14 protein-coding genes are annotated in these 12649 nt (G+C 43.5%); 5 read left to right on the forward strand and 9 right to left on the reverse strand.

The window, feature by feature from the left end; genetic code table 11:
* The first annotated feature begins 10 nt into the window (after positions 1-10).
* Together ACXAGK_RS06600 and ACXAGK_RS06605 are read left to right on the forward strand one after the other, a co-directional pair.
* Positions 11-379, forward strand: coding sequence for a response regulator (locus ACXAGK_RS06600; RefSeq protein WP_012519437.1), 369 nt, complete (start codon positions 11-13; stop codon positions 377-379).
* A gap of 9 nt (positions 380-388) precedes the next feature.
* The gene (locus ACXAGK_RS06605) at positions 389-1678 is read left to right on the forward strand and encodes a methyl-accepting chemotaxis protein (RefSeq protein ID WP_474855032.1); all 1290 of its coding nucleotides are present in this window, start codon (positions 389-391) and stop codon (positions 1676-1678) included.
* 231 nt (positions 1679-1909) lie between these two features.
* On the opposite strand, the gene ACXAGK_RS06610 is transcribed toward ACXAGK_RS06605, so the two are convergent.
* The 9 genes from ACXAGK_RS06610 to ACXAGK_RS06650 all read right to left on the reverse strand — a co-directional run bounded on the left by ACXAGK_RS06610 (position 1910) and on the right by ACXAGK_RS06650 (position 9763).
* Complete coding sequence (locus ACXAGK_RS06610; RefSeq protein ID WP_474855034.1) at positions 1910-2782, reverse strand: aspartoacylase; 873 nt, start codon at positions 2780-2782, stop codon at positions 1910-1912.
* A gap of 284 nt (positions 2783-3066) precedes the next feature.
* Positions 3067-3294 (reverse strand): DNA gyrase inhibitor YacG, encoded by a 228-nt coding sequence (gene yacG / locus ACXAGK_RS06615; RefSeq protein WP_014950407.1) that lies wholly within the window; start codon positions 3292-3294, stop codon positions 3067-3069.
* Between the two features lie 94 nt (positions 3295-3388).
* Positions 3389-4141, reverse strand: a complete 753-nt coding sequence (gene zapD / locus ACXAGK_RS06620; protein ID WP_474855036.1) for a cell division protein ZapD — start codon at positions 4139-4141, stop codon at positions 3389-3391.
* A gap of 358 nt (positions 4142-4499) precedes the next feature.
* Positions 4500-5111: a dephospho-CoA kinase gene (coaE, locus tag ACXAGK_RS06625; RefSeq protein WP_474855038.1), complete on the reverse strand. Its 612-nt coding sequence runs from the start codon at positions 5109-5111 to the stop codon at positions 4500-4502.
* Positions 5112-5164: 53 nt separating this feature from the next.
* Positions 5165-6094 carry a prepilin peptidase gene (locus tag ACXAGK_RS06630; RefSeq protein ID WP_474855040.1) on the reverse strand — a complete coding sequence of 310 codons (930 nt, stop codon included), beginning with the start codon at positions 6092-6094 and terminating at the stop codon, positions 5165-5167.
* 155 nt (positions 6095-6249) lie between these two features.
* On the reverse strand, positions 6250-7458 hold the full coding sequence (locus tag ACXAGK_RS06635) for a type II secretion system F family protein (RefSeq protein ID WP_179984248.1): 1209 nt from the start codon (positions 7456-7458) through the stop codon (positions 6250-6252).
* A 74-nt stretch (positions 7459-7532) separates the two neighbouring features.
* Positions 7533-7958, reverse strand: coding sequence for a pilin (locus tag ACXAGK_RS06640; RefSeq protein ID WP_474855042.1), 426 nt, complete (start codon positions 7956-7958; stop codon positions 7533-7535).
* Positions 7959-8357: 399 nt separating this feature from the next.
* Positions 8358-9212 carry a carboxylating nicotinate-nucleotide diphosphorylase gene (nadC, locus tag ACXAGK_RS06645; RefSeq protein ID WP_474855044.1) on the reverse strand — a complete coding sequence of 285 codons (855 nt, stop codon included), beginning with the start codon at positions 9210-9212 and terminating at the stop codon, positions 8358-8360.
* Between the two features lie 32 nt (positions 9213-9244).
* The gene (locus tag ACXAGK_RS06650) at positions 9245-9763 is read right to left on the reverse strand and encodes a retropepsin-like aspartic protease family protein (protein ID WP_474855046.1); all 519 of its coding nucleotides are present in this window, start codon (positions 9761-9763) and stop codon (positions 9245-9247) included.
* Positions 9764-9988: 225 nt separating this feature from the next.
* Here ACXAGK_RS06650 and ampD point away from each other — a divergent pair, with 225 nt between their 5' ends.
* The 3 genes from ampD (at position 9989) to pdhR (ending at position 12585) form a co-directional block, all read left to right on the forward strand.
* The gene (gene ampD / locus ACXAGK_RS06655) at positions 9989-10525 is read left to right on the forward strand and encodes a 1,6-anhydro-N-acetylmuramyl-L-alanine amidase AmpD (RefSeq protein WP_474855048.1); all 537 of its coding nucleotides are present in this window, start codon (positions 9989-9991) and stop codon (positions 10523-10525) included.
* Between the two features lie 44 nt (positions 10526-10569).
* Positions 10570-11487 carry a beta-lactamase regulator AmpE gene (ampE, locus tag ACXAGK_RS06660; protein WP_474855050.1) on the forward strand — a complete coding sequence of 306 codons (918 nt, stop codon included), beginning with the start codon at positions 10570-10572 and terminating at the stop codon, positions 11485-11487.
* A gap of 351 nt (positions 11488-11838) precedes the next feature.
* A complete protein-coding gene (gene pdhR / locus ACXAGK_RS06665) occupies positions 11839-12585 on the forward strand; it encodes a pyruvate dehydrogenase complex transcriptional repressor PdhR (RefSeq protein WP_474855052.1) in 747 nt (248 codons plus the stop codon).
* Positions 12586-12649 lie beyond the last annotated feature (64 nt).

Raw genomic sequence — 12649 nt, forward strand, 5'->3', positions numbered from 1 at the left:
AGGTAATGCAATGAGCGCAATACACTTAGTAGATGATTCAGCAACAATGCTAATGAGTATGGAAATGCTGCTTAAACGGGCAGGCTATACAGTAACAAAATCAGAAAGTGCAGAGGCAGCGATGGCGGCACTTGAGTCCATATCGCCCAAATTAATAATAACGGATTTAAACATGCCGGGTATGAACGGTATAGAACTAATAAAAACACTAAAGCAGCAATCTAAATTTAGGTTTACCCCCATGTTGATGTTAACCACGGAGTCGCAGCAAAGTCGTCGAGAAGAAGCGAAAGCTGCTGGTGCTACAGGCTGGCTTGTCAAACCCGTCGAGCCAGAGCAATTGTTAGGTGTAGTAAAGCAGTTGGTACCAGCTGCATAAGGTAAAAACATGAAAGTACTTGAAAAAGCAAAGCAGTATTACGAAACAGTGCTCGCTGAGAAAATAAAAGTGCTTAAGGAAAAGACAGGTAACATGCAGGATTCGCTTTTACTTTGGGGCGGGCTTTTAACCGTAACAGTAGTAGGCGTAGTGGGGTCGCTGAGTATACCTATAGAGATAATGGGCCTGCAGGGGGGAGTCTGTGCAACTATTTTAGCAATGTTGACCTTTGTGCCTTGGTATGCAAACCGACAGAATCGCATGTTTGCTGCCAAGTTAAGTCGTCAAGAAAGCTATTTGCAAGAAACTTCATCGCAGTTAAGCGAAACCCATGCTCAGGTTAATGATTACGTAGCCATATTAAAAGGGCAAATGGATGGCATAAGTGCAATAACTGAAGACGCCTCAATGGAGCTAATGAAAGCGCTGTATGAGATTGAAAGCAGTATTCAAGATAGTATAGACAACGTTGAATTGGGTCAGAAGAATGCTCTCAATTGCAAGGAGAAAAGCGCAGCCGAGTTTGAGTTGGCGGCGCAGCGCCTGTCTAATATAAAAGAAATGATTAATACACAGCGCGCGCAACAGATTGCAGATACTGAAGCCATTCAAGGGGTAATGCGTGAGGTTGAAAACCTAAAGGAACTCACCGAATTAGTTAAAAATATTGCTTCGCAAACCAATTTATTAGCCCTTAATGCTGCAATTGAAGCGGCGCGAGCTGGCGAATACGGACGGGGGTTTGCTGTGGTAGCTGAACAGGTACGTATATTATCGTCACAGTCTTCAGAAGCGGCTGAAAAAATAGAGTCGGGCATAAAATCAGCGCTGGACGCTGCACATGTTCAAGGTGAAAAAATGCTTAATTCAACACGTGCGAACGATACGTGTGAATTATTAACTGGGTTTTCTGATTCGCTTGAAAATATAACGCAACACTATCGTGTGCTTGAAGAACTAAACCCTAAAATGCTGGCGTGCTTCTCGCAAAGCGCCACCGACGTTGCGGTAAAAGTAAGCGGTGCCATCGCGAAAATTCAGTTCCAAGACATTATTCGCCAGCGCACCGAGCATGTGAAACTAGAGCAAGACGCTATTGTAAGTTTATTTGGGCAGTTTTCGTCATACATTAACAACCGCGAGCATTTTGATGAGTCGTTCAATTTAAGCACCAAAGAAATGTTTGAAAAATATGTGATGGAAGATCAGCGTAAAATACATTTCGATATTAATGAGTCTTCATCTGAAGAGAAAAATGAGTTTGAAGAGGCCCGAGAGCCTAAAATAGAACTGTTTTAATAAGAATTTCAAGAAATTAGGACAGAGCTGAAAGTAACAATGATTAGAAGCCATGAAAGTTAATACGGGTACGTAGGTAAGTGATATCACTACTGTAAAATTGCCAGTCAGCTCCACTGACTGGCAATTTCAAAACCAAGTATCTAATGAGTCTAAGCTCGGTTTCCCGTGAAGACGCATTCAAACACTGTGGCAAGTTTCCGAGGGGCTAACGAAACTAACGCCTTATCCTTACAGAGTAATGCGCTGGGCCGTAGCGAACGCAACGTCCAGCTTGAAGTACGCTGCTTCATTAATGAAATGAGGGTAGGTTTCTTTCTCACCGTCCCAGAGAATATCTTTTCCGTCAAAAGTTCTAAACATGGGAGAACCTGGTAATAGAGGCTTAAAATCATTGTCTTGCAATGAGTGGTGGATCATCGCGGTACGCGCGCCATTTCCATCTAATGGAAAGCCGACGTTTTCACCAAGGCGAAAGGCTTCACACTCAGGCAGTGCGTCTGTTTCTATCTTTTGGTTATTATAGGCTACACAAAAATCTAAAATAGCCTCGGCCATAGTTTGTGTTAAAAGGTAAACATCTTCTCTTAATACGCCTTGAGGCTGACCGCCCACTTCAATCATTACCCCTTTCTTACCGGTAGTACACAAATAACCGTGTTCAAGATAAGGCTTTTCGTCTTCCACCAAAATATTCGCTTCGGGCATTTGTTGTTTAACAAATCGTGCTAACTGAACGTGAAATTCATCCGCTTCTAGAATAATTAGCGTGGCGCCCATCTCGCTGGTGGTATTGTGAATATCAATAACAAAATCGGTATTTGAGTTGCCCTTTGGGCCAAGTTTCTCATTTAGCGATTTAGCAAGCACGGCTTCTTTAGCGGTGTTGTTACCTGATAAACGCTCAAAGGTAAACTGACGGTTTAAATCTTCTTCTACAAAACGCACGTTCGCATCAATGGCCGCTTCATTGGCTATATTCAATGAAACATTCAACTCATTAAATCGCGAAGGTAGCCCGAACTGTTGCCAGTTTCGAATAAGCTGAATACCACTGGTTTCATTGCCATGAGTGCCACCAATAAGCGCGATAGAATTAAACATTCATATTCCTTTTTTACTAATGTGAATAAGCGGTAGAGCGGTGTTTAACAGTCAAAAACCGGTGAAAACCAAAAGCGCTGTTGCCAGATTTTTATACGAAACTAGCGGGGTGTTTGTAACACCAGGTTTCGATAGCAGTGAAACGCGAAATCTGAACTTAAATACACTAACTCTGATTGCCTTGATACTACACCAGCGAAGGTGGCTCGAAAACAGGAAAAATAGCTGAGAGAGCGAGTTTACCCACTTACCTCGCGTAGATTTTTAGATAACTGACTAGCGTCTTAGTGTTTGAAAAAGTCGTCAGACTGCTGTGCTAACATCGCCTCAATTTCTTCCACGTCTATATGTTTTGGCGTGGCGTCCTCAGCAGGCTTGCCGGCAATTTTTCTGTCTTCTGCAGCCCATTCGCCTAAATCAATAAGCTGACATTTTTTGCTGCAAAAAGGGCGGTATTCGCTTGTTGGGGCCCATACAACCTGTTTGGCGCAGATAGGACATTTCACTTCCATAATAGACTCCAGTGAAATACGTCTTGGCGGCACAATCTATGAACTATGAACAAAGAAAGTACCCAAGACGAAAAATATTGAATAAAGGCAGAGTTTAGCAGGCCGCTAAACGAAACTGAATACTGTTTTCTACTGCGCCAGCCTGGCCTTCTTGCGGGGAAAACATCATAAAACGCAGGGCGTAACGGTATTTATTGCCACTTAAGGTTGGGTAATAGCCTTCATCTACGCTGCACTTTACGCGAATAAGTTCGTTTTTATCTTCCGCTGCACCTTGATAAAAGCCATTCTCTGCCACCGCATTTACAAACTGACCTCGTTCGCGGATAAACGATAGGCTAACCGCAATTGCATCGTCAAGAAGCCCTAAAGTCTCTAACCATTGTGCAATCTCAATTTGACGCTGTCCTAGCGGCTGCTGTAGCCAAAAGTGCAAATTAGGCAGGTCAAAGCTACATGCGCCACCGGGTATGGCAAAGCGCTGTCTTATGGCGCTAAGCAATTTGTCATCTTTAAGCGCGCTACCAAAACGGCGATCTGTTTTAAGCTTTTGCTTTAATGTAAGTACTGTTTTTAACGCTTGCTCTAACGCCGTACTGTCTATTTTGGGGTGTTTTGACCAATAGACTAAATTCTTCTCGTGAGCTTCAAGATCTTTAGTTAAATCTGAACGAAGATCGAGCCTTTCTATTAAGTCGAGCAGTTCGAAAAGTTGTTCAAAAAACACAAGCTGAAGGTGAGTATGTTCTGATTTGGCGGTTATTTTAAGTTGACCAAGCAGCTGCTCAACACGTAAATAGTTACGTACTTTTTCCTTTAGTGGAAACTCGAATACAGCGCTACCCATGGAACCCCTTAAAACACATAGACTTAGAGAAACTGCACTACGACCTTGTAGTGCGGCGAATAACAGCAAGCCTAAAGCATCAAGGCTTTTAAGCCAAGTCTACTTGTTCGACAAATGCTTACTTTGACGCTGATTGTTCAAAAAAGTTTCAAAAAGCAACGCTGTTGATCGGGAAGTCCCGTTATAAGCAAAAAATGCTAAGAAACGGATGGTAAGGCCTCAAAGGGAAACAGAAGAGCAAATTAGAAGAGCAAAGCAGAACAGTTAGGTAAATGTGGTAAGCAGAAAAGCCAAACAGCAACGGTAGATATGAAAAGTAGAGGTAGAAGCGGTTTGCTATTGTGCAAACCGCTTATGCTTATACTGAAGCAAGGCTGAGTAGCTTCTGGTGTATAGTCGCTATTTGACTGGCCAGCGCGTCTAGCGTCGTGCTGTTATCCAGTACATCGTTTGCTGCATCAATACGCTCTTTACGTGTAGCCTGCGAAGCCATAATACTTTTTATGGTTTGCTTAGTGCTGCCGTCCCGTTTTAACGCTCGTTCAAGCTGCAATGTCTCTGGACAATCTACCACCACAACATGGTTGCACATCTCAGTTAGTTTGTTTTCTACCAGTAAGGGTACAGATAAAATACAATAGGGCGATGTCGACTCTCTGATTAGCTGTTGCATTCGAGAGCGAATAAGTGGGTGCAGCAAACCATTTAACCAATGCTTTTCTTCTGCATCGGCAAAGACCTTTTCGCGTAGGGCGGCGCGATTAAGGCTTCCATCTTCTAGCAGAATAGTTTCGCCAAAATGCGCGGTAATGTGCCGTAAGCCCTCTGAACCTACTTCAACAACGTCACGTGCGACTTCGTCTGCATCGACAATATCAATGCCGAGTTTTTCAAAAAGAGCAGTAGCAGCCGATTTGCCACTGCCTATACCGCCGGTAAGGCCCACTACGAACGCGTTTTGTTTATCCATAATCATCAAGCCTTGAAGTTAAATCGTTACTTGAGATTAAGTAACATTTGGGTTTATAGCACTGCATTAAGATAGGCAGTAATGATTTCTTCTTTAAAAAGCAACGTCAGCCAGCCTGCCACGGCCAAATAGGGGCCAAAAGGAATTGCTAACGATTTGCCCTTATTCTGAATGACCATAATGAGTATGCCTGCAATAGCACCCACAAATGAAGACAACAAAATAATAACAGGCAAGCCTTGCCAGCCAGTGAATGCCCCAAGTGCCGCGAGCAATTTAAAATCGCCATAGCCCATACCTTCCTTGCCTGTTACTAACTTAAATAGCCAGTAAACAGACCATAAGCTTAAATAGCCTGCCGCTGCACCGATAATGGCATCGGTAGTGCCTACGAATATGTTTTGTGTACTTAGCAGTAAACCTAGCCAAAGTAGAGGCAGTGTTAACTGGTCGGGTAGCAGCATTTTATCTAGGTCGATAAACAGCAGCGCAACAAGCAAATAAGTGAAAAACACAGCCCACAGCGCCTGTGAAGTCACGCCAAACTGATACGCAGCGAAAGTGCAGGCAATGGCCGTAAATAGCTCAACAAGCGGATAGCGTATTGAAATACCTACTTTACACTTGGCACATTTGCCCTTTAGAAACAGGTAGCTGATAACCGGGATATTTTCCCACGCGCGAATTTTGTGGCCACAGCTTGGGCAGGTGCTGTCTGGCTTTACTAAGTTGAACGTATCTGTGGATATCGGGGGGGGGTCGTCGGCAGATATAGTGGCGACATCATTTTCGCTATCATTTTCTCCGCCACTTGCGCCATTACTAAAATAGTTTTCATACTCTTGCTGCCAGCTCCGCTCCATCATAATGGGCAGGCGATAAATAACCACGTTTAGGAAACTGCCCACCATTAAGCTTACGAAAAAAACAAGAGAATAAAATACAGCAGGGTAGAGCTGACTAAGCGTTATTATGGCATCCATGAAGTGCAGGTCTTTTTAGTTTTAATAGTGGTTGGAAAAAGTCGGGTGTTAAACCTTATTTATGGACGCCACTAAAAAGCGTCGCCCAAATCGTTCACATTTATAGAGCTAATTATTGTAAAACTAATAATCACAAAGCTAGCAATATGTGCAAGTTATACCACGTTACCCATTTCGAATATAGGCAAGTACATGGCTACAATCAAGCCACCGATAACCACGCCGAGTACAGCCATAATCATAGGTTCAAGTAGACTGGTTAAACCGTCTACCATGTCATCAACTTCAGCTTCATAAATAGTGGCAATTTTGCTCAGCATTTCGTCAACGGCACCCGATTCCTCACCAATGGCAATCATTTGCGTCACCATATCAGGGAATACTTGGGTAGCACGCATGGCCACATGCATAGGCATACCGCCTGCTACTTCTTTTCTTATATATAAAATGGCATCGCGATACACCGCGTTGCCGGATGCACCCGCGGCCGATTCAAGCGCGCCGATAAGCGGAACACCTGCTGCAAAGGTAGTTGCTAGGGTACGGGTAAAGCGCGCAATACTGGCTTTTTTAAGTATTTCGCCGATAACCGGTATTTTTAGGATGTTGCGATCTACGCTATCTCGCAGCTTTTGGCTTCGTCTGTGCGCTCTCACAAACATAAAGCCTGCGGCAGCAACGCCCATAGCAATAAAAATACCGTAGTCTTGCACAAATCGGGAAATAGCGAGTACAAACAGGGTAAAAGCAGGAAGCTCAGCCCCAAAGCTGCTAAATATTTCTTCAAATTGAGGTACAACGAAAATAAGAAGGATAGTGGTAACAATAAAAGCAACTACCAAAACCGCGATAGGGTAAAACATCGCTTTTTTGATCTTTGATTTTAGTGCTTCAGCTTTTTCTTTATAGGTGGCTATGCGGTCGTAAATGGTTTCAAGGGCACCTGATTGCTCGCCGGTATAAACCAAATCGCAATACAGGTCATCAAAGTAAAGAGGATGTTTTCTTAGTGCTGAAGAAAGCGGATTACCTGATTTTACTTCTTCTGTAATTTCACCAAGCAGTTTGCGCATTGATGGGTTTGCATGGCCTTGTGCAATCATTTCAAGAGATTGTATCAGGGTTACACCTGCGGCCAGCATGGTAGCAATTTGCCGTGAAATAACGGAAATGTCAGCGGGTTTTATTTTTTTTGCGCCACCAAATAACGGCTTGGCTAACTTTTTTACCTTATTAGCAGAGATACCTTGGCGACGAAGGAGGTTTTTTGCTTCTGAAAGCGATGTAGCAGAAATTTCCCCTTTTCGAGCTTGGCCATTCCTGTCTTTTCCTTGCCAAGTAAATACTATAGCTGCCTTCGCCATATTTGTTCTCGAATATTGTTCTAATGTAAAGAAAAAAGCCCAGAATTAACTGGGCTTGTTTTATAAAAAACAGATTAGCAAAGTGAGCCAGGAGTACATGTCGAATCCCAAGTCACACGGCCGTTTGAAAACGTAGGGTCAAGTACAAATGTCGCAGCATTGCCAGAGTCGTCAGTAATCTTAGAGTTTGTTGACGCCGTTGCAGTAATTTTACCATTTAACGTTGTTACGCCAACGATGTCTGCGCCAACAGTTACATCTTTAGGCACTCCATTTGTCTCGCTAGAGCAGCCCGTCACTGTTCCAAGTGTCTGCGCGCAAATCTCAACCGCAGTCTTTGCAGCAGCTGTAGCGTTAGTTACTTCAGTAAACTTCGCTTTCTGCGTGTAGTTCTGATAAGCAGGCAATGCGATTGCTGCAAGAATACCGATGATTGCTACAACAATCATTAGTTCGATTAGTGTAAAACCTTTTTGGTTTTTGTTATTCATGTTCATCATGGTTTTTCTCCGGGACGTGTATAACACGTAAAGTTTAAAATCTAATTCAAATTGACGTTTATACCCGAGTCGTCCTTTTCAACGCCCCTGGTACTTGATACTCAGTATAGAATTTTATTTGTTACTGACAAGTATAGGCAAATATACGTATGTCTAGCTTTTGCAGTATGACATGGATAGCTGCGCTATGGCAGGCGCGATCACTTGTACTTTCGTATAAAAGTTAATGACTTATCTACGTATATCTATCTATACACAGAAAAACATGACGAGAAATAACTGGGAATGAACGTGAGTTCTAGTATCTTTGATCATACTACAACCCACGCTTTTTGCTTAGCGGTTAGCTAAGGTGTTGACACCGAATTAGCTGACTAAAGCGCCTTCTAAACTGCTCTACTACGACAAAGTAATTCGAAGCGACAAATCAATCGCCTGCACATGTTTGGTTAACGCACCAGATGAAATGTAATCTACACCTAGTTGTGCAAGTGATGCCAGTCGTTCATCAGTAATGTTCCCTGATACTTCCAGTTTACATTGGCCTTTATTAAGCGCTACTGCCTGTTGGATCTGTTCGTTAGAAAAATTATCAAGCATGACAATATCGGCACCCGCTGAAAGGGCCTGTTCAAATTCAGATAGGTTCTCTACCTCAACTTCAACGGGCTTGCCCGGCATCATGGTTTTAGCTCGGCTCACGGCTTTTTCGATATTACCACAAGAAAAAATGTGGTTTTCTTTGATTAGAAATGCATCGAACAAACCTACGCGATGGTTTTGACCACCGCCACAACGTACTGCGTATTTCTGTGCATAGCGCAGACCGGGTAAAGTTTTGCGGGTATCTAAAATTTTAGTGTTAGAGCCAGCTAGAAATTTGGCATAAAAGGCAGTCACTGTAGCTGTTGAAGAAAGTGTCTGCAGAAAGTTAAGCGCTGTACGTTCGGCTGTTAATATCGCGCGCGCAGAGCCTTCCAAACTCACTAATACTGTGTCAGCCTCGACCTTGTCGCCATCTTTTACATGCCAGGTTAGCGACACTGACTCGTCAATAAGCGCAAATGCTTGATTAGCCCAAGCTATTCCGCAAACCACGCAAGGCTCGCGAGTAATAATCGTGGCTTTTGCAGTAACGCTTTCATCTATCAGGTTTGCGGTAATGTCGTTTGCAGCATTTAATTCGCCGCCAAGATCTTCTACAAGCGCGTTTGATACTTGCTCTCTGATCGCCTGCATATCTGGTGATGTCATTTTCATCGCTTTTATCTATGCTATTTATATATTCAAAGGGTACGCAATATTAACCATTCTCCGCGCTGAGTAAACTCTAATTGGCGAAGAACACTCATTCCAAGCAGTATATGGTCATCTTGCATACCGGGGTTTAAGTTTGCATCTACATTACGCACTACTATTTCGCCAATGCGTAAGATGTCAATTGTTGATTCTGCAACCCTCACTACGCCATTGGCAGTGCTGGCTAAACCCTCACGTCCGGCTTTTAGCTTAAGCTTGTTGGCTAAGTGTGCGGGGACCGCTACATCAGTAGCACCCGTATCAACAAGAAATATGACTTCCTCGCCGTTAATATAACCAGTTGTTACATAATGCCCTTGGCGATTTTGCTTAAGGCGTACCTCAGTTTGTGAACCAATACGTTCGGACGTGGGCTCGCTGTTCGGGTTAATTTGTTTTTCAAGTAAGTCAGAGAAAACAAAAACAAGTAAACCGAAACCGCAAATCCATGCAAGGGCAACCATCCATTTGCCCGCTGATGTTGTCGGGTCTTGTTGTTCATTCATGTTTTTCCCTTATTAATAATTGCCTTACTAATAGCAGTGTTATGCTATTTTCTATTCAAGCTCTCCATTTAAGCTTTCTATTCAAGCTTTCAAGAGAGCTTTCTATTAAAACAGTGGCATAAAATATTGAGCGAGCAACGGCATGCAGCGCTTCTAGCCCTATACACTTATATCCTTATACAATGTAGGCTATAAAACAGAAAATCAATTACCGAAGCAAATACTATGGTGCTTTATAACAAAGCGAAGTACACCCAAAGTCCGCATTATGATGCTCGCCCTGACGATACCGATGTCAGTCTTTTAGTGATACATAATATTTCACTGCCGCCTTCACAGTTTGGTACGCCTGGGATACCACAATTGTTTACCGGCACGCTCAATCCAAATGAACATCCATTTTATGAAGAAATTGCTGGGTTACGAGTCTCAGCTCATTGCGTAATTTATCGAACAGGTGAAATAGAGCAATTTGTACCCTTTGAACAAAGGGCGTGGCACGCAGGCCTTTCAAGCTTCCAAGGCCGCAGTCGCTGCAACGATTATGCTATTGGTATTGAACTGGAAGGCACTGATACATTGCCTTTTACCGATGCGCAGTATAAAGCACTCGGCGAGCTCACTGATTTTATTACACGACACTATCCTCGGATCACTTTAGGGCGTATTGTAGGTCATAATGACATAGCGCCGGGGCGTAAAACTGACCCTGGTGTTGCTTTCGATTGGGCAAGATACAGAATGGGCGTAACTGGGTTATAGAATACTACTTGATCTAGGAAGCTGAAAAAAGGAACGCAATACCTATGATGTTAATGAGTCTGTTGTTAGTTCTTAGTCTTGAGCGACTGATAACAAAAACACCGAATTGGCATATTGAGAAGTATGCCGCGCAATATCGCGCTTTTCTCCAAGATAAAGGTTTAATCAAATTCCAACAAACTGATGAAGAGAGAGAAGAGGAAAGAGAAGATAAGGGTAAAAAGGCATCGTCTACTGCGCTTTATTTTTACCTTTTAGTCCCGGCACTTGTGCTAGGTGCTATTGAGTACTGGCTGCTTGGCACATTCCTTACCTTTATTGAGCAAAGTTTAGTGCTATTCATATGCATTGGCTGTCCGGTGTTAAGAGTCATTTATAAAAACTTTCTGAACGCCGCCGACCGAGGAGATCTTCAGGCTTGTAGTATGTATACCGACCAGCTGGGCCATTGTGCAAGTCAAACTGAAAGCGACGGCAGTGCGGGCACAGAAGGTAAGAGTTTTGGCCAGCACCTTACTTGGCTAAACTACCAGCACTATGCAGCAGTGATGCTATGGTTCATTGCATTTAGCGCCCCGGGCGCACTGTTTTACTGCCTGAGTAGAAGCGCCACCGAGGCTTTGTGTAACGCTAATCACCCATTAAAAGCAACTGCTGGTAGGTTGATGTTTGCTCTCGACTATATTCCTGTTCGCGTGACCGCCTTCGGCATGTTGATGATGGGTCACTTCTCAAGAGCGTTACCTGAATGGTTAAAACACGCGCTCCAGTTCGATGTACCTGCTTACGACGTGCTGACGCAAATTTCCTCGAAAGCCGAGGTGCTAACTCCAGACGAACAGCAGTTACAGGCTAAAAATGCAGCAGTTGAGCCACAAGTGCTGGTAAAGTTAGCAAAACGTAATGTTATTTTTCTACTTGTTATAACGGCAGCGCTAACCCTTGTAGGCAGCTTGGCATAATCAATATTTTTAACATTTACTAAGCTACATGGTTTAGAAAGGCGTTTGGTCTATTTATTAATTGTATGTAGATCAGACGCTTCGCATAACTAATATCCCACCTTGCTTCTCATCAGACCAGTTCGGACATAAATACTTTTCTTAACAAATTCAACAATAAAGCTTAACACCCGGCAAATAGCATAGGCTTTGCTATGCTTGGGAGTATTTACCTCGAATTCGATCTGCCTTAAACTAGATAGGTAAAATGGTATTACCAATTGTGTTTGTGTTTAAATTTTCCATGATTATTTTTTACATTCACCGCTGTTATAACAGAGTTGGTTATAGATAGAAGGATATGTTGAACGCATGCGTCAGCAGCGAAAAAAACTCTCTGATGTAATTACCGAGCAACTCGAGTCAATGATACTCGACGGTTCGCTATTGGCCGGTCAAAAGTTACCGCCAGAAAGAGAGCTTGCGCTTGAGTTTGATGTATCACGTCCTTCATTAAGAGAAGCTATTGGTAATTTGCAAGCGCGCGGTCTGGTAGAGCGCAAGCAGGGCGGCGGTACGTTCGTTAATCGCAACCTGAATTCAGCCATGAAAGATCCGCTCATGGACCTTGTAAGCCAGCGTCCTGAAACTCAATTCGATTTGCTTGAATTTCGTCATGCCCTTGAAGGGATGGCGGCGTACTACGCGGCACTTCGTGGTCAACCTGAAGACTATGAAGCATTGAAGCAAGCATTAAACGACGTGCCTACGCCCAAAGCGCACGAAAGCAAGCGTGCCCAAGCTGAGGCGCTAGGACAGTTTTATATCATTATGGCAAGAGCATCACACAATATGGTGCTGTTGCACGTAATGAGCACCATGCAAAGCATGCTGGTGGACAACATTGAACGAAACTTTGACATGCTGGCAGCGCACCCTGAAGCGGTGGAAGACATCGCGAAGCAGCGTCGTGAAATTGTAGAAGCTATTGCTTCTCGCGACCCTGAAGCTGCCCGCCAGGCATGTAACACGCATTTAGCGTTTATTGAAAAAACGCTTTTAACCATTAATCAACGCGATACCCGCGTACAGCGCGCATTGCGTCGATTAGAGATTTAGTTACCTAGCATTACCTGTAACAAGGGCTGGATAGCTATACATTCGCAGAGGCCGGTCAGGTTTT

Source organism: Alteromonas sp. ABM1_013 (assembly GCF_056160505.1).

Coding starts and splice junctions, on each gene's coding strand:
- ACXAGK_RS06630 (WP_474855040.1), bottom strand. CDS start 6,094: ATGGATGCCATAATAACGCTTAGTCAGCTCTACCCTGCTGTATTTTAT.
- ACXAGK_RS06650 (WP_474855046.1), bottom strand. CDS start 9,763: ATGAATGAACAACAAGACCCGACAACATCAGCGGGCAAATGGATGGTT.
- ampE (WP_474855050.1), top strand. CDS start 10,570: ATGATGTTAATGAGTCTGTTGTTAGTTCTTAGTCTTGAGCGACTGATA.
- ampD (WP_474855048.1), top strand. CDS start 9,989: ATGGTGCTTTATAACAAAGCGAAGTACACCCAAAGTCCGCATTATGAT.
- nadC (WP_474855044.1), bottom strand. CDS start 9,212: ATGACATCACCAGATATGCAGGCGATCAGAGAGCAAGTATCAAACGCG.
- yacG (WP_014950407.1), bottom strand. CDS start 3,294: ATGGAAGTGAAATGTCCTATCTGCGCCAAACAGGTTGTATGGGCCCCA.
- ACXAGK_RS06640 (WP_474855042.1), bottom strand. CDS start 7,958: ATGATGAACATGAATAACAAAAACCAAAAAGGTTTTACACTAATCGAA.
- ACXAGK_RS06600 (WP_012519437.1), top strand. CDS start 11: ATGAGCGCAATACACTTAGTAGATGATTCAGCAACAATGCTAATGAGT.
- zapD (WP_474855036.1), bottom strand. CDS start 4,141: ATGGGTAGCGCTGTATTCGAGTTTCCACTAAAGGAAAAAGTACGTAAC.
- ACXAGK_RS06605 (WP_474855032.1), top strand. CDS start 389: ATGAAAGTACTTGAAAAAGCAAAGCAGTATTACGAAACAGTGCTCGCT.
- pdhR (WP_474855052.1), top strand. CDS start 11,839: ATGCGTCAGCAGCGAAAAAAACTCTCTGATGTAATTACCGAGCAACTC.
- ACXAGK_RS06610 (WP_474855034.1), bottom strand. CDS start 2,782: ATGTTTAATTCTATCGCGCTTATTGGTGGCACTCATGGCAATGAAACC.
- ACXAGK_RS06635 (WP_179984248.1), bottom strand. CDS start 7,458: ATGGCGAAGGCAGCTATAGTATTTACTTGGCAAGGAAAAGACAGGAAT.
- coaE (WP_474855038.1), bottom strand. CDS start 5,111: ATGGATAAACAAAACGCGTTCGTAGTGGGCCTTACCGGCGGTATAGGC.